Annotated in this window: 25 protein-coding genes; 17 read left to right on the top strand and 8 right to left on the bottom strand. The window is 64.9% G+C overall.

Annotated features, from left to right (window positions below):
* Positions 1–101: 101 nt before the first annotated feature.
* On the bottom strand, positions 102–782 hold the full coding sequence (locus tag AC1DSD_RS21960) for a GcrA family cell cycle regulator (RefSeq protein ID WP_478033089.1): 681 nt from the start codon (positions 780–782) through the stop codon (positions 102–104).
* Between the two features lie 106 nt (positions 783–888).
* Here AC1DSD_RS21960 and AC1DSD_RS21955 point away from each other — a divergent pair, with 106 nt between their 5' ends.
* The 8 genes from AC1DSD_RS21955 to queE all read left to right on the top strand — a co-directional run bounded on the left by AC1DSD_RS21955 (position 889) and on the right by queE (position 8191).
* On the top strand, positions 889–1698 hold the full coding sequence (locus AC1DSD_RS21955) for an ABC transporter permease (RefSeq protein WP_478033088.1): 810 nt from the start codon (positions 889–891) through the stop codon (positions 1696–1698).
* A 120-nt stretch (positions 1699–1818) separates the two neighbouring features.
* Positions 1819–2550 carry a hypothetical protein gene (locus AC1DSD_RS21950; protein ID WP_478033087.1) on the top strand — a complete coding sequence of 244 codons (732 nt, stop codon included), beginning with the start codon at positions 1819–1821 and terminating at the stop codon, positions 2548–2550.
* 68 nt (positions 2551–2618) lie between these two features.
* Positions 2619–3818, top strand: coding sequence for an acetylornithine transaminase (locus tag AC1DSD_RS21945; protein ID WP_478033086.1), 1200 nt, complete (start codon positions 2619–2621; stop codon positions 3816–3818).
* A 202-nt stretch (positions 3819–4020) separates the two neighbouring features.
* Positions 4021–4938: an ornithine carbamoyltransferase gene (gene argF / locus AC1DSD_RS21940; protein ID WP_478033128.1), complete on the top strand. Its 918-nt coding sequence runs from the start codon at positions 4021–4023 to the stop codon at positions 4936–4938.
* A 115-nt stretch (positions 4939–5053) separates the two neighbouring features.
* Entirely contained in the window at positions 5054–5962 is a 909-nt protein-coding gene (gene hslO / locus AC1DSD_RS21935; RefSeq protein WP_478033084.1) for an Hsp33 family molecular chaperone HslO, read from the top strand.
* 85 nt (positions 5963–6047) lie between these two features.
* Complete coding sequence (locus AC1DSD_RS21930) at positions 6048–6464, top strand: DUF3617 domain-containing protein (protein WP_478033082.1); 417 nt, start codon at positions 6048–6050, stop codon at positions 6462–6464.
* A 399-nt stretch (positions 6465–6863) separates the two neighbouring features.
* Positions 6864–7547 carry a 7-cyano-7-deazaguanine synthase QueC gene (queC, locus tag AC1DSD_RS21925; protein ID WP_478033080.1) on the top strand — a complete coding sequence of 228 codons (684 nt, stop codon included), beginning with the start codon at positions 6864–6866 and terminating at the stop codon, positions 7545–7547.
* A 2-nt stretch (positions 7548–7549) separates the two neighbouring features.
* Positions 7550–8191, top strand: a complete 642-nt coding sequence (gene queE, locus AC1DSD_RS21920; RefSeq protein WP_478033078.1) for a 7-carboxy-7-deazaguanine synthase — start codon at positions 7550–7552, stop codon at positions 8189–8191.
* A 6-nt stretch (positions 8192–8197) separates the two neighbouring features.
* On the opposite strand, the gene AC1DSD_RS21915 is transcribed toward queE, so the two are convergent.
* The 3 genes from AC1DSD_RS21915 to lipB all read right to left on the bottom strand — a co-directional run bounded on the left by AC1DSD_RS21915 (position 8198) and on the right by lipB (position 10025).
* The gene (locus AC1DSD_RS21915) at positions 8198–8875 is read right to left on the bottom strand and encodes a hypothetical protein (protein WP_478033077.1); all 678 of its coding nucleotides are present in this window, start codon (positions 8873–8875) and stop codon (positions 8198–8200) included.
* Between the two features lie 180 nt (positions 8876–9055).
* On the bottom strand, positions 9056–9280 hold the full coding sequence (locus AC1DSD_RS21910) for a hypothetical protein (protein WP_478033076.1): 225 nt from the start codon (positions 9278–9280) through the stop codon (positions 9056–9058).
* A 67-nt stretch (positions 9281–9347) separates the two neighbouring features.
* Positions 9348–10025 carry a lipoyl(octanoyl) transferase LipB gene (lipB, locus tag AC1DSD_RS21905; protein WP_478033074.1) on the bottom strand — a complete coding sequence of 226 codons (678 nt, stop codon included), beginning with the start codon at positions 10023–10025 and terminating at the stop codon, positions 9348–9350.
* A 152-nt stretch (positions 10026–10177) separates the two neighbouring features.
* Between lipB and AC1DSD_RS21900 the strand changes: the two genes are divergently transcribed.
* Positions 10178–10996, top strand: coding sequence for a hypothetical protein (locus tag AC1DSD_RS21900; RefSeq protein WP_478033073.1), 819 nt, complete (start codon positions 10178–10180; stop codon positions 10994–10996).
* A complete protein-coding gene (locus AC1DSD_RS21895) occupies positions 10993–11769 on the top strand; it encodes a hypothetical protein (protein ID WP_478033072.1) in 777 nt (258 codons plus the stop codon). The genes AC1DSD_RS21900 and AC1DSD_RS21895 overlap by 4 nt, the downstream gene beginning before the upstream one ends.
* Here the strand turns inward: AC1DSD_RS21895 and hemF are convergent.
* Both hemF and AC1DSD_RS21885 read right to left on the bottom strand, forming a co-directional pair.
* Positions 11756–12598, bottom strand: a complete 843-nt coding sequence (hemF, locus tag AC1DSD_RS21890) for an oxygen-dependent coproporphyrinogen oxidase (protein ID WP_478033071.1) — start codon at positions 12596–12598, stop codon at positions 11756–11758. The two genes, AC1DSD_RS21895 and hemF, sit on opposite strands and share 14 nt — an antisense overlap.
* The gene (locus AC1DSD_RS21885; protein WP_478033070.1) at positions 12595–13044 is read right to left on the bottom strand and encodes a tRNA (cytidine(34)-2'-O)-methyltransferase; all 450 of its coding nucleotides are present in this window, start codon (positions 13042–13044) and stop codon (positions 12595–12597) included. Before AC1DSD_RS21885 ends, hemF begins: the two co-directional genes overlap by 4 nt.
* A gap of 145 nt (positions 13045–13189) precedes the next feature.
* Here AC1DSD_RS21885 and petA point away from each other — a divergent pair, with 145 nt between their 5' ends.
* From petA to AC1DSD_RS21860, 5 genes are all read left to right on the top strand, one after another.
* The gene (petA, locus tag AC1DSD_RS21880) at positions 13190–13765 is read left to right on the top strand and encodes a ubiquinol-cytochrome c reductase iron-sulfur subunit (RefSeq protein WP_478033069.1); all 576 of its coding nucleotides are present in this window, start codon (positions 13190–13192) and stop codon (positions 13763–13765) included.
* A gap of 14 nt (positions 13766–13779) precedes the next feature.
* Positions 13780–15069, top strand: coding sequence for a cytochrome b (locus tag AC1DSD_RS21875; RefSeq protein WP_478033068.1), 1290 nt, complete (start codon positions 13780–13782; stop codon positions 15067–15069).
* Positions 15070–15094: 25 nt separating this feature from the next.
* Positions 15095–15955: a cytochrome c1 gene (locus AC1DSD_RS21870; RefSeq protein WP_478033067.1), complete on the top strand. Its 861-nt coding sequence runs from the start codon at positions 15095–15097 to the stop codon at positions 15953–15955.
* A 60-nt stretch (positions 15956–16015) separates the two neighbouring features.
* Positions 16016–16555, top strand: a complete 540-nt coding sequence (locus tag AC1DSD_RS21865) for an adenine phosphoribosyltransferase (RefSeq protein ID WP_478033066.1) — start codon at positions 16016–16018, stop codon at positions 16553–16555.
* Positions 16556–16672: 117 nt separating this feature from the next.
* Positions 16673–17125 (top strand): hypothetical protein, encoded by a 453-nt coding sequence (locus AC1DSD_RS21860; RefSeq protein ID WP_478033065.1) that lies wholly within the window; start codon positions 16673–16675, stop codon positions 17123–17125.
* A 3-nt stretch (positions 17126–17128) separates the two neighbouring features.
* Here the strand turns inward: AC1DSD_RS21860 and AC1DSD_RS21855 are convergent, their stop codons facing one another.
* Both AC1DSD_RS21855 and AC1DSD_RS21850 read right to left on the bottom strand, forming a co-directional pair.
* Positions 17129–17593 (bottom strand): MaoC family dehydratase, encoded by a 465-nt coding sequence (locus AC1DSD_RS21855; RefSeq protein ID WP_478033064.1) that lies wholly within the window; start codon positions 17591–17593, stop codon positions 17129–17131.
* Positions 17590–18882, bottom strand: a complete 1293-nt coding sequence (locus AC1DSD_RS21850) for an alkaline phosphatase family protein (protein WP_478033063.1) — start codon at positions 18880–18882, stop codon at positions 17590–17592. Before AC1DSD_RS21850 ends, AC1DSD_RS21855 begins: the two co-directional genes overlap by 4 nt.
* A gap of 140 nt (positions 18883–19022) precedes the next feature.
* Between AC1DSD_RS21850 and AC1DSD_RS21845 the strand changes: the two genes are divergently transcribed.
* Together AC1DSD_RS21845 and AC1DSD_RS21840 are read left to right on the top strand one after the other, a co-directional pair.
* Positions 19023–19421, top strand: a complete 399-nt coding sequence (locus tag AC1DSD_RS21845; RefSeq protein ID WP_478033061.1) for a MerR family transcriptional regulator — start codon at positions 19023–19025, stop codon at positions 19419–19421.
* A gap of 44 nt (positions 19422–19465) precedes the next feature.
* Positions 19466–21145 carry a DUF6438 domain-containing protein gene (locus tag AC1DSD_RS21840; RefSeq protein WP_478033060.1) on the top strand — a complete coding sequence of 560 codons (1680 nt, stop codon included), beginning with the start codon at positions 19466–19468 and terminating at the stop codon, positions 21143–21145.
* The last annotated feature ends 1 nt before the right edge of the window (position 21146 follow it).

Here is a 21146-nt window from a genome sequence, read left to right as displayed (position 1 = left end):
CGCCGCAAGGGCCGCGCGCAAGACGGCGTCGGCTATCCACAGCAAATCGCGCGCCCGAATGCTGTTCGGACGCGCGATTTGCGTTCATCGATGATCCCGGATCAGCGGACGCGCGGGCCGCCAAACGGCAGCGGCGGCGGCGGACGGCGATCGCGGCGCGGCAGCTGTGCCTGATAGGCGTGGCCGCAATGCGCGACGCAATAGGGGAAACCCGGGTTCACCTTGTCGCCGCAGAAATGGAAATCGGGTTCGCCGGGGTGGCCGAGCGGCCATTTGCAGATCTTGTCGTTGAGATCGAGCAGGCTGGTCTTGCCGGCAATCTCGGGCGACGGCTTGGCCGGGACCAGGCGGCGCGGCGGTGCGGGGGCGATTGGCGGCTGCTGCTCGCCCGGTGCCTGGCGCACGAAGCCGCCGGGACCGACCGAGCGCAGGATCGGCTGCGGCGGGGCGTCGGGGGCAGGGGTAGCAGGCGTAGTGGGTATCGCCGCGGCCGACGACGCCGCTGGGGCCGCGGCGGGTGCGGGGGCAGGAGCGGGCGCGGGGCGTGGTGCCTCGGTCACGGGCGGCGCCGCCTTCTTGACCGGCGCTGGGGAGGGCGCCGCCGACGCGCTGTCGTCATTCGGCTTCACCGGCGACGGGCGCGATTGCAGGCCCAGGCGATGGGCCTTGCCGATCACCGCGTTGCGGCTGACATCGCCCAGCGCCTCGGCGATCTGGCTCGCCGTCATGCCCTTTTCCCACATCGTCCTCAGCGTATCGATGCGGTCGTCGGTCCAGCTCATTCACATTCCTTCCAAAACGTCACCGGACGGTTGCGGGGCATCGCGTCAGCGCCTACCTGCGTGGCCGATGGACGCGCCCACCACTTCCGGTGAGAAAATCACTGTTATGGCACCCCCCGGCGTTCCGGTGATCCGGAGCGTGAACTGGGGTGGCCTGAGAACCCTCTATGTGAAGGAGGTGCGCCGTTTCTTCAAGGTGCACCTGCAGACGATCTGGGCGCCGGCCGCCACGACCTTGCTATTTCTGGTCGTTTTCACCGTCGCGACGGGCGCCAAACGGCCGGTGACGGTCGGCGGCGTCGACATTCCGTTCGGCGATTTCATCGCGCCGGGGCTGATCATCAGCCAGGGAATGATGGGCCCGGCCTTCGCCAATGCCAGCTTCTCGCTGCTGGTCGGCAAGATCCAGGGGACGATCGTCGACTATCTGATGCCGCCCTTGTCGACGATGGAATTGCTCGCGGCGTTGGTCGGCGGGGCGATGACGCGCGCGTTCATCGTCGGCTTCATCGTCTGGGCAGCGATGGCGCTTTACGGCATCGGCGTCTGGCCGCAGCATCTCTGGGCGGTGATCTGGTTCGGGTTCCTGGGGGCAGCGTTCCTGTCGCTGCTCGGCGTGCTGACCTCGATCTGGGCGGACAAGTTCGACCATGCCGCGGCGGTGACCAATTTCGTCATCGTGCCGCTCGGGCTGTTGTCGGGCACTTTCTATTCGGTCGATCGCCTGGCGCCGGCGTTCCGCGCGTTCAGCCATGCCAACCCGTTCTTCTACATCATCTCGGGCTTTCGCTACGGCTTCCTCGGCACCGCCGATTCGCCGGTACTGATCGGCAGCGCGGTGGTGTTTGGCCTGGACGTGGTCCTCGCGCTGACCTGTTACTGGCTGCTCAACAAGGGCTGGAAGATCAAGTCCTGACCGGTCCCCGTCGTGGCGCTTGGCCGGTGTGCGTGAACGCCGGCTGACGCGGCCATTCAGCCTGCACGCAACATCCCACTGCTACCGCGCGTTATGATCCCACCCAGTGGAGTTCCGGTAATGCGCATTCTGTTGATATCGGCGGCGAGTCTCGCCGTCCTGAGCGCCGCGCCTGCGACGGCGCAATCCTATAATCCCGATTATTCTGGCAGTTACGGTAACGGCTATGCCCGTCGCTCGGTGCCGACGCCGTATCAGGTCCGCTCGATGATCGATACCGCCCAGGGCCGCGGCGAGATTTCCGACGATCAGGCGAGCAATTTGCGCGAACAAGCCGACGAGCTGGTGCGGCTGGACCGCCGCGCCCAGCGCGACGACGATGGCGATGTGCGCCGCGATCTCACTCGCCGGACCTTTGCGCTGCTGCGCGATCTGCGCGAGGCGCGCGGCGACTCGGGCAATGACTATGCCTATCGCGGCCGATCGACGGACTATCCGCCCGCTTATGGGTCGACGCCTCAGGGCGGTTATGACAGTGCCCGGCGCGCGCCCGGCGACGATGACGACCAGGGGCAACCGTATTCGTCCGCGCCGGACGACGCCTATAATACCGCGCCGCGCACGAACGATCCGTACCGTACGGCGCCGTCATACGATCCCAGCCGCCCGCCACCCGTCGCCCGCGCCATCCGGACGAGCCCACGACCGCGGTCGGCAGCGCTTGTCGATCGTTTCGACCGGCTCGTGCGGCAAAGCGGTCCGGGTATCATGCACCCTGGGCATGACCCACCAAACCCCTGTCATGGCCGATTCGACCCCATGGTGTTGACGCTCCGTGGCCGGACCAAGTAAATGCCCGCTCCGGGCGGTCCGGATGGGCCGCCCTTTTTGCTTTTTCGCAACTGAAGGAGGCCATCGCCGTGACTATCACTCCGCTCATGCCCGTCTATCCGCGGTGCGGGGTGCGTCCGGTCCGAGGTGAGGGCTGCTTCCTGATTGGTGAGCGCGGCGAGCGTTATCTCGATTTCGCCGCCGGCATTGCGGTCAATGCGCTCGGCCATGGCCATCCCAAGCTGACCAAGGCGATCGCCGACCAGGCCGCGACCCTGATGCACGTGTCGAACCTGTACGGCTCGCCGCAGGGCGAGAGCCTGGCACAGCGCATTGTCGACATCAGCTTCGCCGACACGGTGTTCTTCACCAATTCGGGCGTCGAGGCGATCGAGTGCGCGATCAAGACCGCGCGCCGCTATCACGACGTCAACGGCAATCCCGAACGCTACAAACTGATTACCTTCAAGAACGCTTTCCACGGCCGCTCGCTCGGCGCGATCAGCGCGACCGATCAGCCCAAGATGCGCGACGGGTTCGAACCGCTGCTGCCAGGCTTCGACTATGCCAGGTTCAACGACCTCGAAGGTGCGCTGGCGCTGATCGATGACGAGACCGCCGGCTTCCTGGTCGAGACGGTGCAGGGCGAGGGCGGGATGACCGCCGGCACGCCCGAGTTCATCCGGGGCCTGCGCAAGGCGTGCGACGAGCACGGCCTGTTGCTCATCCTCGACGAAATCCAGTGCGGCTATGGGCGTACCGGCAAGATGTGGGCCTATGAACATTACGGCATCACTCCCGACATCATGACCGTGGCCAAGGGCATCGGCGGCGGCTTCCCGCTCGGCGCGTGCCTCGCCACCGAGGAAGCGGCCAAGGGGATGGTAATCGGCACGCATGGCTCGACCTATGGCGGCAATCCGCTGGCGATGGCGGCGGGCGAAGCGGTGCTCGACGTGATGCTCGAGCCGGGCTTTCTCGAGCACGTCACCGCGATGGGCGACCGCCTGCGCGCGGCGTTCGAACAGCTCATTCCGAACCATGACGATCTGTTCGAGGAAATCCGCGGCAAGGGTCTGATGCTCGGTATCAAGATGAAGGAGCCGGCGGTCAGCCGCGATTTCGTCGCGCACCTGCGTGACAATCACGGATTGCTGACGGTCGCCGCGGGCGAGAATGTGTTCCGCGTGCTGCCGCCCTTGGTGATCGAGGAAAACCATATCGCCGAATGTATCGAGCGGCTGAGCGAAGGCGCGCGGACCTATGCCGCCGCCACCGTGGCGGCGTGATAATCTCCCTCTCCCCCCGGGAGAGGGAAGGGACCCGCTCGGCGCAGCCGAGTGGGAAGGGTGAGGGCAGCCTCATCCTCTCTGCCCTCACCCTTCCGCCGCTTCGCGGCTCCCTCCCGAATCAGGTAAACAGCGCCCCGCGCTGTTTAGGTCATGCCGGGGGCATGACCGACCTGATGCGCCCAGCGGGAGAGGGACTGTGATCCGCCACTTCCTCAACCTGTCCGACGCCGGGCCTGACGGCGTTGCCGCGATGCTGGCGGATGCGCTCGACCGCAAGGCGGCGCGCGCGGGCTGGCCCAAGGGCAAAATAGACGCCGATGCGCCGCTCGCCGGGCATGTGCTGGCGATGGTGTTCGAGAAGAACTCGACCCGCACCCGCTTCAGCTTCGACATGGCGATCCGCCAATTGGGTGGCACCAGCATCGTGACGGATGCCGGCCAGATGCAGCTTGGCCGCGGCGAGACGGTCGCCGACACCGCGCGCATCCTGTCGGGCTATGTCGACGCGATCATGATCCGCACCGACGATCACGCCAAGGTCGAGGAACTCGCGGCCTATGCCAGCGTGCCGGTGATCAATGGCCTGACCGACTATTCACATCCGTGCCAGATCATCGCCGACCTGCAGACGGTGATCGAGGCTGGCTATTCGCTGCCGGGGCTCAAGGTCGCGTGGCTGGGCGACGGCAACAACGTGCTCACCTCGATGATGGAAGCGGCCGGGCTGATGCAGTTCGACGTGATCGCCGCCTGCCCGCAGGGATTCCAGCCGTCCGAAGCGGACGTCGCGCTGGGCAACGGGCGCGCCCGGGTGGTTGGAACCGCGCGCGAGGCGGTGGAGGGCGCGGACATCGTCGTCACCGACACCTGGATCTCGATGGGGCAGGAGCATGCCGATACCAAGCTCGCGGCGATGATGCCGTTCCAGGTGACCGGCGAGTTGATGGCGGGCGCGAAGCCTGGTGCCAAATTCCTCCATTGCTTGCCCGCGCATCGCGGCGAGGAAGTGACTGCCGAGGTGCTCGACGGGCCGCAATCGCTGATCTGGCCCGAAGCGGAGAACCGGTTGCACGCCCAGAAATCGATCCTGCGCTGGTGCTTCGGGCAGATCGGTTGATCGCGGGCGGCGCTCTCCCCACATTCGTCCCGCCGGCGCAGGCCGGCATCTCACGCAATTTGGCGCAGCGCTGACGCCAGAGGCTCCGGCTTCGCTGGGGTGACGAAGGATTGTTATGACCGCGGACGTTACCGACCTCGACCAGACGATCGGCTTCACCATTCCCGCCCGCCACGCGCGCGGTCGGCTGGTGCGGCTGGGGCCAGTGCTCGATGAGATCCTGGCGGCGCATGCTTATCCGCCGGCGATCGAACGGTTGCTCGCCGAGGCGCTGACCTTGACAGCGTTGATCGGCTCGACGCTCAAGGATCCATTGGGGCAGCTCACCATCCAGGCGCAGACCCAGGCCGGCGTGGTGAAGCTGCTGGTGTGCGATTATCGCGGCGGCGAATTGCGCGGCTATGTCCAGTTCGATGCCGATCGCCTGGCCGAGGCGCCAGAGGAACCGACTCTGTTCGCCTTGTTCGGCGAAGGGTATCTGGCGATCACCTTCGATCTGGCGGGAACCGGCGAACGCTATCAGGGCATCGTTCCACTCGACGGCGAAACGCTGGCCGAGGCCGCGGAAAGCTATTTCGCCCAGTCGGAACAGATTCCGACGCTGATCAATTTCGGGGTCGCGCGCGATCGCACCGGCCATCACGTCGCCGGCGGGCTGTTGCTGCAACATCTGCCGGAAGGCGAGATCGGGCGCGAGCGGCTGCATGTGCGGCACGACCATCCCGAATGGGAGCATGTCGCGATCCTGGGGCGGACGATGGGGGCGGACGAACTCACCGATGCCGCGATCCCGTTGGAAACCCTGATCTGGCGCCTGTTCAACGAAGAAGAGGAAGTGCGCGTGCAGGCGCGGTCGGATTTCCGCAAGGGATGCCGCTGCGACGCCGCGTATATTGCCGGCGTGCTCGCCAAATTCACGCCCGAGGACCGGCGCGAGATGGCCGACGAGCATGGCATGATCAACGTCGATTGCGCGTTCTGCGCGAAGTCGTTTCCGGTGCCTGCGGAATTAGCCGCGCCCTAGGGTCGTTTTCAGCTTCGCTGAGCCAGACTCTAACGATTGTAACACTGCCCGCCCATCGCCACATTTGGATGGCAGAGGAGTGCGCATGGGGAAGGGGACGATTATCTTAGCCGCGTTTGCGGCCATGGCGGGTCTTGGCGCGGGCGTGGCGGTCGCGGCAGGGCCGATCGCGCTCGATCGGCTCGGCCTGGGGCAATGGCAGTTGCACGAGATCGGCAGCGCAGACACGCCGCGGCAGATGTGCATGCACAATCCGCTGCAGATGGTTCAGCTGTTCCATCCTGGCGTCCAGTGCACGCGCTTCACCATCGACGACGCGCCCGATCACACCACGATCCACTATACCTGCCAGGGTCGCGGTTATGGCCGCACCACGATCACGCTCGAAAGTCCCACCTTGATTCGCCTCGATACGCAAGGGATCGATCCGCTGGGGCAGCCGTTCGACATCGTGTACGAAGGGCGCCGGACAGGCGCTTGCGCGCCACCGCCGGCCCGTTAAGGCCGCGTTTAGGGTCGGTCGGCTATAGAGGATAAGTGCTTTCGGGCACGTTTCCTCCCTGGAAAGACGCTTGGAAGCGTCAAGACTGGGCCGCCGCAAGGCGGCCCTCTTCTTTTGTGGCGCCCCTCTCCCGTTTTTACACCTCTCCCGCGTGCGGGAGAGGGAGGGGCCCGCCACCGTAAGGCGGTGGGAAGGTGAGGGTCTTCTTACTTCTTCTTTTGTCGCACTGTTCGCTTGGAAGAAAGAAGACCCTCACCCAACCTGCACCGGGTGAACAGCGCTCCGCGCTGTTCAGGTCATGCCGGGGGCATGACCGACCCGGCGCACCCGCAAGCGGGAGAGGGCTAACGGCGTCCCGACTTGCGATGGCCGCTCTAACCTCCTAGCTCCCGCCCGATCATGGAAACTACATCGCCTTTGGCGGTCGCGCTGATTTCGGGCGGCCTCGATTCGATGGTTGCCGCGGCCTCGATGAAGGCCGCGGGCTATCGCCTGCTCGCGCTTTCGGTCGACTATAACCAGCGCCACCAGATCGAACTTGCCGCGGCGCGGCGAATCGCCGGCACGCTGGGCGCCGAACGTCATGTCGTGCTGCCGCTCGATCTGCGCGCGTTCGGCGGCTCGGCGCTGACCGCGGAGATCGCTGTGCCCAAAGACGGCGTGAGCAGCGACATCCCGGTCACCTACGTGCCCGCGCGCAACACGATCTTTCTCAGTTTGTCGCTGGGTTGGGCGGAGGCGGCGGGCGCGCGCGACCTGGTGATCGGAGTCAATGCGCTCGATTATTCGGGCTATCCCGATTGCCGCCCCGAATTCGTCGCCGCGTTCGAGGACATGGCGGCGCTCGCGACCAAGGCAGGGGTGGAGGGCGACCGGTTCCGTATCCACGCGCCGCTCCAGCACATGACCAAGGCGGATATCGTGCGCGAAGGGACGCGGCTCGGGCTCGATCTCGAGATGAGCTGGTCGTGCTACGATCCGGCGCCCGGCGGCGTGCATTGCGGATTGTGCGACAGCTGTCGGTTGCGCGCCAAGGGGTTCGAGGAAGCCGGCATTCCCGACCCGACGCGTTACGCCGGCTGACGATGAGCTACGCGGTCAAGGAGATGTTCCTCACGCTCCAGGGAGAGGGCGTGAATGCCGGCCGGCGCGCGGTGTTCATCCGCTTCGCGGGATGCAATCTATGGTCGGGGCGCGAACAGGATCGCGCGACCGCGGTCTGCCGGTTCTGCGACACCGACTTCGTCGGCACCGATGGCGAGGGCGGCGGCCGTTTCGCCGACGCCGCCGCGCTGGCCGAGGCAGCGGCGGGTTTCTGGGGCGAGGGGCGCGAGGAGCGCTTTTGCGTCCTCACCGGCGGCGAGCCGATGCTCCAGGTCGACGACGCTTTGGTCGAAGCGCTGCACGCGGCCGGGTTCACCATCGCGATCGAAAGCAACGGCACGCTGGCCGTCCACCCCGGCATCGACTGGGTCTGCATCAGCCCCAAGGCTGGGAGCGAGGTCGTCCAGCGATCGGGCGACGAGCTGAAATTGGTCTGGCCGCAGCCCGGTACCGATGTCGACGTGCTGGAGCGCTGGGACTTCGCTCACCTGCTCGCGCAGCCGCTCGACACCGGATCGGCCGAGGGTAACGCCGCGAGCGAGGCCGAGGCGATTGCCTTGGTCATGGCCCGGCCGCGCTGGCGCCTGACGCTTCAGGCGCACAAGCGGCTTGGCTTGCGGTAGGCTTCCTTAGCGCTTCTTTTTCTTGGCGCTGCTGCCGCAATAGGTCGCGCTATAGCGTCCCTTGCGCCAGCAATCGGGCTGGAAATCCGGCAGGAACAGATAAGTCCGGGCGTAGAAGGCGCGCGGGAATTGCTGTTCGCCATAGGGGATCAGGCTGTTGCGCAGTTCGCGCATATAGGTGGCCGCGGCGTCGCCCAATTGGCCGCGTGGCGTGAAGATCACTTCGCGACCGATCTTGCTGGCGGTCTGGCAGAAACCATATTGCGCGGCGACGGTGGCGAAGGCGGAATAAGTGCGCGTGCCGAAGCGGTCGAATGCGGCCTGGCCTGCGGCCTTGGTCTTGGAAGTTCGGACGAAATAGCCGTTGATCGCTTCGAGCGAGGCTTTGAGCTCGGCCGAATGGTCGCGCAGCATCGCGTTGTAATTGTCGACCGTCAGCAACATCGGCGCGAAATCGCATTGCAGCGCCGCGACGTTGAGCGCGGCGCGCATGTTCCACACCAGGCCCCCGCGCACTTCCGCCGGTGTCGCACCGGGCATCGGCATGCCCATTTCGGGCTCGGCACCGGTCACCGCAGCTCCGCTGAAATCATAGGATTTCAGGAAAAACTGCGCCGATGCCGGTGATCCGGCGAACAGGCCGGCGGCAAGCGAAAGGCTCGCCATGATACGCACGATTTTCATCCTCGTCCCTTCTCGCGCCCCCTGCGCAGGCACTTTCCTACGGTGATTTTCCTGCGCGCCCAAGAGGTTTCGGTGTGTTTAAGTCTACTGACTCCGCGCCACGAATCGAAAGGGGCCGCCCGACGAACGGACGGCCCCTCGAAACCTAACCATCCGCCCGAAGGCGGACGACCAGACGAATTACATCGTCGTGTTGGTCGTGGTGGTCGTGGTGTCGTTCGACATCATGTCGGTGCCGTTCATGGCGCCGCCATCGACCGCAGTCATGTTGTCGGTGGTGGTTTCGTCAGTGACGTTCATGTCGGTGACATTGGTGGTCGTTTCGGTCTTGGTGCAGGCCGAAACCGCCAGGGCGGCGCCCGCGATCATGGTGCCGATCACGGCCTTCGAGATGAAAGAACGCATTTGGAAGCTCCCTAGATAGTGGATTTGGTCGGCTTTTCCGGCCTTATCACCCAAATCAAGGGGGACATTAGACACTAATCCGAAGTTGCTCAAGCCGCTTTTCGTGCGCGGAAAGCGCGTCGAGAAAGTCGGGTAGATGACGCGCCAATGCGGCGTCAAATACCTCAACTGCAATGGTTTTTCCCAACGCGGTCGCGCTGGTCACGGCATAGTCGGCCAGGCCGCACGGCACGATTCCGCGAAAATGTGCGAGATCGGGGTCGAGGTTGATGGCGAAACCATGCAGGGTCACCCACCGTTTCACCCGCACCCCGATCGCGCCGATTTTCGCCTCCTCGGCGCCGTGCCCGGTCCAGATACCGACGCGACCTGATTCGGTCCGCGCCTCGATCCCGAAATCGCCCAGCGTCGCGATCAGCCAGTGTTCGAGCTCATGGATGAAGCAGCGCACGTCGCGTCCGCGGCGGTTGAGGTCGAGCACCAGATAGCCGACGCGCTGGCCGGGGCCGTGATAGGTGTAGCGCCCGCCACGCCCGGTTTGGACGACGGGAAAGCGTGGATCAATCAGTTCGGCAGGATCGGCGCTGGTGCCTCCGGTATAGACCGGCGGGTGTTCGAGCAGCCAGACGAGCTCGCGCGCATCGCCGGCAGAAACCGCGGCGGCGCGGGCCTCCATCGCCGCCAGGCTTTCGGCATAAGGCACTTGCTCGGTCGAGACGCGCCATTCGATATCGGCGGGGATCATCGCGCTGGGTTACTCCCGCGCGGGGACGGGGCGCAAGTCACCGACCGCCACAAGATGCTTGGGTGAGGGCGTTGCCAGTCGTGAGCACACGCCCTAGTCAAGCGTCCTCGGGCCGACGACTGGGTCGGCATGTGGGAAATCGGGGGCCGCATATGGTCAATATGGGAAACGTCTGGGATCGTACCACCGAGTTCCTCAGCGATAATCTCGGCGCGGTGGTGCCGGTCGCGTTGCTGACGATCTTCGTGCCGCAATCGATATCGGGCGCGATCAAGCTTGCCGGCACCGCAGTCGCACCGGGGCTGGGGCAAGCTATCGTGCTCGCGCTGCTGCTGCCGATGTTGTGGGGCCAGCTCGCCATCACCGCACTGGCGCTGCGGCCCGATGCCGGACGCGGCGTGGCGCAATCGATCGCGACACGTGGTTTCCTGCACTATCTGTTGGCCCTGCTGATCCTGTTCACCGTGCTCGTCCTATTGTTCCTGCCGATCATCCTCGCGCTGGTCGCAAGCGGGGTCGATCTGACCGCGCTGACCAGTGCCTCCCCCGGCCCGAAGCCCGATATTTCGCCGGCCCTGGCCGGGTTCATCGGTCTTTACGGCCTGGTCTGGCTGATCGTCGCCATCTTCGTTTCGGTCAGGTTCAGCACGCTGCTCGTTCCCGTAGTGGCGGCGGAAGGCGGGGTGGTGTCTGCCTTGCGCCGCTCGTTCGCGCTGAGCCGGGGGATCGCCTGGAAGCTGCTCGGAGTCGTGCTGCTGTTCGGGCTGGTCGTCGGCGTCGCGTCGATTGCGGTGACCTCGGTATTCGGGGCCTTGTTCCGATTTCTCGATCCCACCGCCGGGCCGTTCGCGATCGGCTCGATCATCGTCGCGATCCTGGGCGGGCTAGTGACGACGGCTTATTATGTCGTCCAGTCGAGCTTCATGGCTAAAGTCTATCTGGCGGCGACGTCGGCACGCGAGGGCGTGTGAGGGTCACTTTTCCGGCTTTGATGCGCGATGCCTGGCGATTGTGGCGGCGCGATTGGGAAGTGCTGACGGCGGTGGGGGGGCTGTTCGTTTTCCTGCCCGCGCTGGCGATGGCGATGTTCATCCCCAACATGCCCGCGCCGCCCGCGACAGGCGAAGCCGTGCCGGGATCGGTGACGATGGCGGCCTATGAACAGGGCCTCACCCAATGGATGGTCAATTACGGCGGCTGGCAGATCGCGGCGCAGGCGGTCGTGCTGTTCGGCCAGTTCGCGATCGTCGCTTTATACCTGGCGGGCGACCACCCGCCGGCGGGCAAGGCATTGATGGCCGCGGCGCGGCGTTATCCGCTGTTGCTGCTCGCGGGACTGATCATCGCCGTGCCGATCGCGGCAGCCCTGTTGCTGGCGCAGGCGGTGCCGCTGCTGATGGCCGCGTTCTTCGTGATCGTCTTCTGGGTATTGGCGCGAACGATCGCGCTGGCGCCGACCTTGTTGGCCGAAGCCCCCGTCGGTGCCTTGAGGGCAATCACCCGCAGCCTGCATTTGACACGCGGCAACACGCTCGCGCTCGCCGCTTCGGTGATGACGGTGATCCTGGCGATGACGATTGCGACCTGGCCGTTCGAGCAAGTCGACGCCTGGATGGTGGTTCACGCGCCCAATCCGATCGCGCGCGCGATCGTCGACGTGATCGCAGCGGCGATCACCGGCCTGGGCGGGATCGCCATGGCGTTGGTCCAGGTCGCGGCGTATCGCCGGCTTAGGACCAGGTAGCGACCGGCGGTAAGCTCATCAAAATGGCATCGATATTGCCGCCGGTCTTGAGCCCGAACAGCGTCCCGCGATCATAGACCAGGTTGAATTCGGCATAGCGGCCGCGCCATTCGCGCATCGCGGCGATGTCGCTATCGGTGAAAGTATCGCCCATCCGCCGCCGCACGATCCGCGGGAACGCGTCGAGAAATGCTCGGCCGACTTCCTGGGTGAAGGCGAAATTGGCGGCGAAATCGCCCTCGAGATGATCGTAAAAGATCCCGCCGACGCCGCGATGCACCTTGCGATGCGGGATATAGAAATAATCGTCGGCCCATTGCTTGAAGCGCGGATAATGCGCCGGATCATGGCGATCGCATGCCGCCTTGAGCGTCTCGTGGAAATCGGCGGTGTCTGCCGCCACCGGCAAGGGCGGGTTGAGATCGGCGCCGCCGCCGAACCAGCGCTTGGTCGTGACCAGGAAGCGCGTATTCATGTGCACCGCAGGGACGTGCGGATTGGCCATATGCGCGACCAGGCTGATTCCGGTCGCGAAGAAGGTCGGATCGTCGGCCGCGCCATGGATCGTCTTGCCGAACTCGCCGTCGAACGCGCCACCGACGGTCGAGACGTTGACGCCGACTTTCTCGAACACCTTGCCTTTCATCACGCCGCGCACGCCGCCACCACCATCGGCGCCTGACGGATCGACCCGGTTCCAGGCGATATAGTCGAACCGTGCGTCGGACCCCGCTTCGCGCTCGATCGATTCGAATTCGGCGCAGATCAGGTCGCGGAGCTGCTCGAACCACTGTTTCGCGGTCGCCTGTTCGACGTCCAGCTCCTTCATTCGGGCCATCCCTTCGTCTGTCGTAATGCTTCGCCCAGCGCGATGGCGGCGGAAACCGCAACGTTCAAGGACCGAAAGCCCGGCCGCATCGGAATCATGACTCTAAGATCGGCCCGATCATGGACCGATTGCGGCACGCCCGCGCTCTCCGCTCCCAGCAGCAAGATGTCGTGGGGTTCGAATTCTGCCGCGTCGAGCCGCACCGCGCCCAGGGTGGATAAAAGGACGATCCTCCCCGTGACGCCCGCTTCGAACGCCGGCCAGTCGGCGTGGCGCGTCACTTCGGCCTGCGCCGCATAGTCCATCCCGGCGCGCGCCAAGGCGCGGTCGGAAAAGGCGAATCCCATCGGTTCGATCAGATCAACCGGCACGCCAAGACAGGCCGCCAGTCGCAAGATGGTGCCGACGTTTCCGGCGATGTCGGGCTGGTGAAGGGCGATGCGCATAAAAACCCGTTGGCAAAGCGGCATGCCCGTGTCTATCAGGCGCCCAACTTCCGTGGGGACGGAAGGGTTCTGGCGGGCGCGCGGCCTCCTAAAGGCTAGTTCCCCGAGCGTTCCGCCGCCGGATTTGAAGTGCAAGGGCAGGTGAATGGCGACCGTTGACGATGTGATTCCGGAGGGTGAGTCGCCCGATAGCGTGAGCGATCCGCGTCGCCGCGACTTCCTGAACATTGCCGCCGTGGCGTTTCCCGCCGCCGCCGGCGCGGTCGCGGTGCTCTATCCGCTGATCAACCAGATGAGCCCGTCGGCCGACGTTCTCGCGGAATCGACCACCACGGTCGACTTGTCGAAGATCCAGCCGGGTCAGGGCGTCATCACGACGTTCCGCAAACAGCCGTTGTTCGTGCGCAACCTGACGCCGAAGGAAGTCGCCGAGGCCAATGCGGTGCCGCTGTCGGATCTGCGCGATCCCGAAACGCTCGAGAAGCGGACTCAGCCGGGGCATGAGAACTGGCTGATCACGCTCGGCGTCTGCACCCATCTGGGCTGCATCCCGCTCGGCATCAACGAGGGCGACAATCGCGGCAAGTTCGGCGGATATTTCTGCCCGTGCCACGGCTCGCAATACGACACGGCCGGGCGCATCCGTCAGGGGCCGGCGCCGAAGAATCTCGCCGTGCCGCCGTACAAGTTCACGTCACCGACCGCGGTTCTGGTCGGTTAAGGGGGTAGAAGAAGATGAGTTTCCCCTGGGCCAATCACTACGAGCCGAAACAGCCGTTCATGCGCTGGCTCGATGAGAAGCTGCCGCTGCCGCGCCTGGCGTACAATGCGGTGGGCGCCGGCTATCCGGTGCCGCGCAACCTCAATTATTTCTGGAATTTTGGCGTGCTCGCCGGCGCGGCGCTGGCGATCCAGATCGTCACCGGCATTGTGCTGGCGATGCATTATCACTCGGACGCCGCGACCGCTTTCTCGTCGATCAACGGCACGATCATGCGCGACGTCAATGCCGGCTGGTTCCTGCGCTATGCGCACGCCAACGGCGCGTCCATGTTCTTCATCGTCGTCTACACGCACATCTTCCGTGGGCTCTATTACGGGTCGTACAAGGCACCGCGCGAGATGGTGTGGCTGCTCGGCGTGGTCATCTTCCTGCTGATGATGGCGACCGCGTTCATGGGCTACGTGCTTCCCTGGGGCCAGATGAGCTTCTGGGGCGCGCAGGTCATCACCGGCTTCTTCTCCGCGATCCCGGGGATCGGCGAGACGATCCGCGTATGGTTGCTTGGCGGTTACGCGCCGGACGACGCCGCGCTCAACCGCTTCTTCTCGCTCCATTATCTGCTGCCGTTCGTGATCGCGGCGGTCATCATCCTGCACATCTGGGCGCTGCACATTCCTGGGTCGGGCAACCCGACCGGGGTCGACGTCAAGGGTGAGCAGGACACGGTGCCGTTCCATCCGTACTACACCGCGAAGGACGGCTTCGGACTGGGCGTCTTCCTGCTGCTGTTCGCGGCGTTGGTGTTCTTCTTCCCGGATATGCTCGGCCACCCGGACAATTACATCGCGGCCAATCCGTTGCAGACGCCGGCGCACATCGTCCCTGAATGGTATTTCTGGCCGTTCTACGCGATCCTGCGCTCGTTCACCTCGGACTTCATCCTGCCGGCCAAGCTGTGGGGCGTGCTCGCGATGTTCGGGTCGATCCTGCTGCTGTTCTTCCTGCCGTGGCTCGATTCGTCGCCGATCCGCTCGAACAATTACCGGCCCAAGGCACGGATCGCTTTCTGGGTACTGGTCCTTGACGTGCTGATCCTGGGCTATTGTGGCGGTTCGCCCGCTGACCCGGTGTACGTGATCGTGGCGCAGGTCTGCTCGGCATATTACTTCCTGCACTTCCTGGTGATCCTGCCGTGGATTGCGCGGACGGAACGCCCGGTGGCGCTGCCGAATTCGATCACCGAGGCAGTGCTGGCCGGCAAGGGCGGGACGAGCCCAGCCGAAACCGCGCTGGCGCGCTGAGCGAGCTATAGGGGATATACGACAGATGGTTCGCTGGATTGCAGCTTTGGTCGGGTTGGCGTTTGCGGGCGTGCTCGCGATCGCACTGGTCATCACCGTGTGGGGCGTCGCGACCGACAGCACGCCCAAGATCTGGACGGGTGCGCCCAAGTCCGCCGAGACCGAGTTCCACAAGCATCCGCGCGATGCGGGGCTGAGTTCGGCGGGTGTGTTCGGCAAGTTCGACAAGCAGCAGCTGCAGCGCGGCTTCCAGGTCTATAAGGAAGTCTGCGCGGCGTGCCACTCGCTCAAATATGTCGCGTTCCGCGACCTCACCGGGCTCGGCTATAGCGAAGGCCAGGTGAAGGCGATTGCCGCCGGCTTCGACAATATCCCGTCGATCAACCCGGACACGGGTGAGGCGGCGACCCGCAAGGGCGTGCCGGCCGACCGCTTCCCGCTGGCGTTCGCCAACGACATTGCGGCGCGTGCGGCCAACAACAACGCGATCCCGCCCGACCTCAGCTACATGACTCGCGCCCGTCACGGCGGCGCCGACTATGTCTATTCGCTGCTGACCGGCTATCAGGATCAGCCCGCGGCGCTGTTGAAGGAATTCCCCGAGGCGAAGACGCCGACCGGGCTGCACTTCAACCCGTATTTCGCCAACCTCAATATCGCGATGCCGCCGCCGCTCAGGTCCGAAGGCCAGGTGCAATATTCCGATGGCACCAAGCCGACGGTCGACAATATGGCGCGCGACGTGGCTGCTTTCCTGGTGTGGACCGCCGATCCCAATCTGGAAACGCGTCACCAATATGGCTTCATGGCAGTGATCTTCCTGCTGTTCTCGAGCCTGCTGGCGTTCGGCGCGTACCGGAACATCTGGCGCGACGTGAAGCATTGATCGGGCGCGGCCGGCAACGGCCGCCCCATCTTCCATCGTCATCTTCGCGCGGAGTTCGCGATGACCCACGCTAATGACGACCTCAAGGCGCTGATCCGCACGATCCCGGACTTTCCCAAGCCCGGGATCATGTTCCGCGACATCACGACGTTGCTGCTCGATGCGCAGGGACTGGCCGAAACCATCAGGCGCATGGCGGCGGCCGTCGAGGGCCCGGTCGACCTCGTCGCCGGGATCGAAGCACGCGGCTTCCTGTTCGCCGCCGCGCTCGCCGTGCCGCTCAACGCCGGCGTGCTGCTGATCCGCAAGGACGGCAAGCTGCCCGGCGTGACGATCGCCGAGGATTATGCACTCGAATACGGCACCGATCGCATCACCATGCACGAGGACGCGCTGGTGCCCGGCCAGCGCGTGCTGCTGGTCGACGATCTGATCGCCACCGGCGGCACCGCACGCGCCGCGATCCGCTTGTTGCGCAAGGCCGGCGCGGTGGTCGACCAGGTCCAGTTCGTCATCGACCTGCCCGACCTGGGCGGGGCGGCTGCGCTCGCCGGTGATGGCGTCCAAGTCACCTCGCTATTCGCCTTCGAAGGGCATTGACCGGCCCGATTGGGCTGAAACGGCCCAAGCGGAACTGATTTCGCCTCCGAATCGTTTTATCCGCTTAGTGGCAGCGGCGCGTTTTTTGCCGCGGCTCCGGAGTATGGAGACGTTTCAATGAAGATCGGCATCATGGTGTTGGGTGCAGCGTCGCTGCTCTCGCTGGGCGGCTGCGTCGATGACGGCTATGGCTATAGCGGCGTCAGTATCGGCTATGGCTCGCCAGGTTATTACGGCGACTATTACAGCGACTTTTACGACGGCGGCTACGGCACGCCTTATTATGGCTGGTACGGGGGCTATTATTACCCCGGCAGCGGCTATTACGTCTACGATCGCTATCGTCGCCCGCATCGTTGGGACGGCAACCAGCAGCGTTACTGGCAGAACCGCGGCTCGCAATGGCGCGGAACGGGTCGCAGCGACGAATGGCGCGGCTTCCAGCGCGGTCCGCGGACAGGCGGCAACGACGGCTATCGCTGGCGTGGTAATGGCGGCGGCAACGGAGGTTGGCGCGGTAACGATGGTCGACGCAGCAATGACGGCGACGGGCGTCACCGCGGCCACTAAATACTAATTCTCCTGGGGCCGTGTCCGGATCAGCCCGTTGGCGACGAAGGTCATGACCGCTTCGTCATGCTGGTTGAACACCGTGGTGCGGCCCTTGGTGATGCCCATTTCCGGGCGGCTCTGCGATACGCGCTTGTCGAGAAGCTCGGTCTCGCAGCGCAGCACGTCGCCCGGATAGACCGGCTTGAGCCAGCGCAATTCGTCAATTCCCGGCGAGCCGAGGCTCGCCGAGCGCTGGCCCTTCATATTCTCGACCGCCATCCGCATGGCCATGGCGGCGGTATGCCAGCCGCTGGCCGACAATCGCCCGAAATAGGTTTGCGCCGCTGCCTCGTCAGACAAGTGGAACGGTTGGGGGTCGTATTTGGAGGCGAACTCGACCACCTCATCACGAGTCACTTCGTAGCGGCCGAAGCTCGCTTTGGTGCCGACCACCAGATCCTCGAAATATTTGAGACCGTCGCTCATTTTGCCAAGGCTCCGCGAAAGGGCGCGTCGTCGCCATCGAGTCCCTGACCAGGCGGCAGCGCGATCAGGTCGCGCAGCAGCGGCGCGACGTCGACATTGTCGAAGGTCGGGATCTTGCCGATCGGCTTGATCGCCGGGCCGCTGGCGACGAACAGCGCCCGCATGTCGGGCGCGTCATTGTCATAGCCGTGCGCGCCGCCCTCGACCTTGCGCTTGGGTGAGTGGACGACGACCGTCCAGCCCGCATCGGGCAGACAGAGGATGGCCGGCACGCGCGGGTTCTTCCCATAATGGAGGCGTTCCGGCACCTCGGCCTTGCGGTAGCAAATGAGGTGCTGGCCATGGGCGCCAAGGAGCGCCTTTTCGACCGCCGTCTGTTTGCCGGCCTTGGGATTGATCGAGGCATAGACCCCGTCCTCGACCACGTCATAATCGTCAGGATTGCTGAACGCATCGAGTACGATCAGCCGGTCCTGGGAAATCGCCGCCATGCCGTGATCGGCGACGATGACGAAATTCGCCGGCTGGCCAAGCTTGGCGAGTTCGTCGCGCAGCCGGCCGATCGCCTTGTCGACATTGGCGACCGCGTCGGTGGTGCGCTGGTCGTCCGGACCAAATTCATGACCCGCGGTATCGACCTCGTCGAAATAGAGCGTGACGAAGCGCGGACGCGTCCCGGCCGGGCGACGCAGCCAGTCGATTACGCTGTCGACGCGCTGGCGGTCGCTCAGCGCCTGGTTGAATTGCAGCCAATCCTCGGGCCGCGTGCCGCCGGTCACCGGATTGGGCCACTCCTTCGAACGCTCGCCGCCCCAGGCGACGTTCGACCCCGGCCAGAAAGCGGTGGCGGTGCGGATCCCGGCCTTTTCCGCGGTTACCCAGATCGGTTCCGCGGCGTTCCACCAGAACGGGTCGTCCGACGCCATGGTGAAGGTGTCGCCCGGCCGCGATGCGTCGAGCATCTTGTTGGCGACGATGCCGGTGCGGTCGGGGCGCAGTCCGGTGACCAGGGTCCAATGATTGGGGAACGTCTTGGACGGATAGCTCGGCCGCATCGCGCTGCTGATGCCGGCGGCGGCGAGCGCGCTGAGATTAGACGTCACGCCGCGATCGAGATAATCGGCGCGGAAGCCGTCGATCGAGACAAGGACGGTGACCGGTGCCTTCGCCTCGGCTTCGGCAACCGGCGTGGGCAGAGCGCTTGCCGCGCTCTGCGGCGGCGATGCCCCTGCACAACCCGGCAATGCAGCAACGGCGGCGAGAAAGGCGGCCCGGGCAATCCAGCGCATCAACGACTCCTTGGTCGATCCACGTCCGCCATGCCGGGCCGCCGTTTCAGGCGCAAGCTGGAGCGGAGAGGGTGGTTTCCGAATCACGCTCTCCGCTTCGTTCAATTGACTCGATTCCGTACCTTGGTACGGAATCGAGCATGGCAGGAATGACAATCGGTAAATTGGCTGCGGCGGGTGGGGTCGGCGTCGAGACCATCCGCTATTATCAACGCCGTGGCTTGTTGCAGGAGCCGCCTCGCGACGAATTTTATGGTGGCATACGCCGCTACGGCGCGCCCGACGTGCAACGGCTTCGATTCATCCGTGCGGCGCAAGGCGCGGGGTTCACGCTCGAGCAGATCGCCGAATTGCTCGAGCTCGATGCCACCGATGACCGCGCCCGGGTACGCGCGTTGGCGACCGAGCGGATCGCCGCGCTCGATGCCAAGATCGCCGAGTTGCAGGAGGCGCGCGCAGCGCTCGCGCGATTGGCGCGTGACTGCGCCAGTGCCGAGTCCGGGCCATGCCCGATCCTGATAGCGTTTGACGCGGGCTGATTCGGTGTATTATTGATATGGTGTAACATAACAATGAGGGGCGGATGATTCGTGCAGCAGGATTGGCGCTAGCGGGATTCCTGACGGCGTCACCCGCCACGCAGTCGCAGGTGATCGGTGTCGCGGACGAAACCGCCATGTCGCACAAACTCTCTGGTCCGGACACGATCGAAGTCGACAAAGCCGATGAGGCTGGCTTGAGCGGGACGAGGATCGATGTGACGGTTTCGCCTGACGGCGACGTGACCGACGCCCATATTTCCTACGACGGGAACAAACAGCCCGGTTCAGCGGCATTGCTGGCTGCGGCGCGGCGATGGAAATTCCGCCCGTTCACTTATGCCGGACGGCCGGTGGTCGCCATTGCCAGGATCGAAATCGAGCCGCGTTTGAAACCGATCTGGGCGAAGCCCGACGCTCCTTTGCCAGCGATCGACTATGCGCATCTGAAGATCGAACTGACACGGTCGGCCTGTTACGGTTCGTGTCCCGACTACAAGGTCTCGATCGACGGTGCCGGCAATGTGGTGTTCTCGACCAGTGAGGCGCCCGCCGACCCGGTATCGGGCGTGCATCGTGAATTCTCCTTCGGCCGCCCTGGCGTACTGGTGGGGGGTGCGCATCGCGCGAAAATCGACCGAGCGACGCTCGACGCGCTGATCGCGCAGTTCCGTGACGCGCATTTCTTCGGGCTGAAGAAGGAGTATTTCTATTCGGTCACCGACAATCCCACGCAGGTCGTTCGTTTCGCCAGCGGTTCGAGCGAGATGACGGTCACCGACTATGTCGGAACTGCCGCCGGGCTGCCGCCCGCCGCCAAAGCCCTCGAACAAGCAATCGACGACGCTGCGGGCACAGCTCGTTGGGTGTCGGGCAATGGCGAGACGCTGGCTGCGTTGAAAGCAGAGGGTTTTGACCCGGCGGACGATCAGGCGGCGGAGCTTGCGATCGAAGCACTGGGCGCCGGGAGCGATCAGGTCGTGGTCGACCTGATCGCCGCAGGTTTGCCACTCGACCGACCCTACAAACCCAAGGCGCAGGGTGCGGTCGCCGCGCCGCTGGGTTCGACTTTGTTGGTGGAAGCCGTTTCACGCGGACATGCGATCGCCGCGCGCGCACTCCTCGATCGCGGTTGGGCGGCGAAAACAGATCGTAACGCTTTGCGCAGTGCCTTCGTCAACGGAGGCGGTGGATGCGACGTTGCGGTCGCCCGCGCACTGGTCGACGCCGGAGTGGATCCGAAGGCCAGGTTGTCGTCGCCCACGTCACCCAGCGGAGCCGGTGCCGACGGGACGTTATCGGCGGCACTCGCAGACGCCGAATCGGCGATCGGCCCGCCGGTGCCGGGCGTGCTTGCGATCGCCGTCGATCAATATGCTGTATGCCGAGATGAACTGGCCGCTCGCCAGGATCTAGTTCGTGGATTGATCGCGCTCGGCGTCGACGTCAACGCCCGCGGCGGCGACGGCAAGAACGCTCTATTCGGGCTCGAAAGCCCGGTTCTGGTCGACATCCTCCTGGCCGCCGGCGCCCGCGCCGACGTTAAGGACAGAAAGGGGCTGTCGCCCGCCTTCAGTAGCTGGACCGACGAAATCGTATTGCGCCTGCTCGATGCCGGCGCCGACCCGTCTGGCAACGAGGACGGCAAGTCGCTGCGTCAGATTGCGGTCGAGCACCAAATGCCCGGCACGCTCGCCTGGCTCGACGCGCACGGGATCAAATAGC

It is taken from the genome of Sphingomonas sp. P4_D12, from assembly GCF_056401895.1.
This window is presented reverse-complemented; position numbering and strand designations above follow the sequence as displayed.

Bases quoted from the DNA above. Each gene is read 5' to 3' on its own strand.
- AC1DSD_RS21960 (WP_478033089.1), bottom strand. From the start codon at position 782: ATGAGCTGGACCGACGACCGCATCGATACGCTGAGGACGATGTGGGAA.
- AC1DSD_RS21955 (WP_478033088.1), top strand. From the start codon at position 889: ATGGCACCCCCCGGCGTTCCGGTGATCCGGAGCGTGAACTGGGGTGGC.
- AC1DSD_RS21950 (WP_478033087.1), top strand. From the start codon at position 1,819: ATGCGCATTCTGTTGATATCGGCGGCGAGTCTCGCCGTCCTGAGCGCC.
- hslO (WP_478033084.1), top strand. From the start codon at position 5,054: ATGACCGCGGACGTTACCGACCTCGACCAGACGATCGGCTTCACCATT.
- AC1DSD_RS21930 (WP_478033082.1), top strand. From the start codon at position 6,048: ATGGGGAAGGGGACGATTATCTTAGCCGCGTTTGCGGCCATGGCGGGT.
- queC (WP_478033080.1), top strand. From the start codon at position 6,864: ATGGAAACTACATCGCCTTTGGCGGTCGCGCTGATTTCGGGCGGCCTC.
- queE (WP_478033078.1), top strand. From the start codon at position 7,550: ATGAGCTACGCGGTCAAGGAGATGTTCCTCACGCTCCAGGGAGAGGGC.
- AC1DSD_RS21915 (WP_478033077.1), bottom strand. From the start codon at position 8,875: ATGAAAATCGTGCGTATCATGGCGAGCCTTTCGCTTGCCGCCGGCCTG.
- AC1DSD_RS21910 (WP_478033076.1), bottom strand. From the start codon at position 9,280: ATGCGTTCTTTCATCTCGAAGGCCGTGATCGGCACCATGATCGCGGGC.
- lipB (WP_478033074.1), bottom strand. From the start codon at position 10,025: ATGATCCCCGCCGATATCGAATGGCGCGTCTCGACCGAGCAAGTGCCT.
- AC1DSD_RS21900 (WP_478033073.1), top strand. From the start codon at position 10,178: ATGGTCAATATGGGAAACGTCTGGGATCGTACCACCGAGTTCCTCAGC.
- hemF (WP_478033071.1), bottom strand. From the start codon at position 12,598: ATGAAGGAGCTGGACGTCGAACAGGCGACCGCGAAACAGTGGTTCGAG.
- AC1DSD_RS21885 (WP_478033070.1), bottom strand. From the start codon at position 13,044: ATGCGCATCGCCCTTCACCAGCCCGACATCGCCGGAAACGTCGGCACC.
- petA (WP_478033069.1), top strand. From the start codon at position 13,190: ATGGCGACCGTTGACGATGTGATTCCGGAGGGTGAGTCGCCCGATAGC.
- AC1DSD_RS21875 (WP_478033068.1), top strand. From the start codon at position 13,780: ATGAGTTTCCCCTGGGCCAATCACTACGAGCCGAAACAGCCGTTCATG.
- AC1DSD_RS21870 (WP_478033067.1), top strand. From the start codon at position 15,095: ATGGTTCGCTGGATTGCAGCTTTGGTCGGGTTGGCGTTTGCGGGCGTG.
- AC1DSD_RS21865 (WP_478033066.1), top strand. From the start codon at position 16,016: ATGACCCACGCTAATGACGACCTCAAGGCGCTGATCCGCACGATCCCG.
- AC1DSD_RS21860 (WP_478033065.1), top strand. From the start codon at position 16,673: ATGAAGATCGGCATCATGGTGTTGGGTGCAGCGTCGCTGCTCTCGCTG.
- AC1DSD_RS21855 (WP_478033064.1), bottom strand. From the start codon at position 17,593: ATGAGCGACGGTCTCAAATATTTCGAGGATCTGGTGGTCGGCACCAAA.
- AC1DSD_RS21850 (WP_478033063.1), bottom strand. From the start codon at position 18,882: ATGCGCTGGATTGCCCGGGCCGCCTTTCTCGCCGCCGTTGCTGCATTG.
- AC1DSD_RS21845 (WP_478033061.1), top strand. From the start codon at position 19,023: ATGGCAGGAATGACAATCGGTAAATTGGCTGCGGCGGGTGGGGTCGGC.
- AC1DSD_RS21840 (WP_478033060.1), top strand. From the start codon at position 19,466: ATGATTCGTGCAGCAGGATTGGCGCTAGCGGGATTCCTGACGGCGTCA.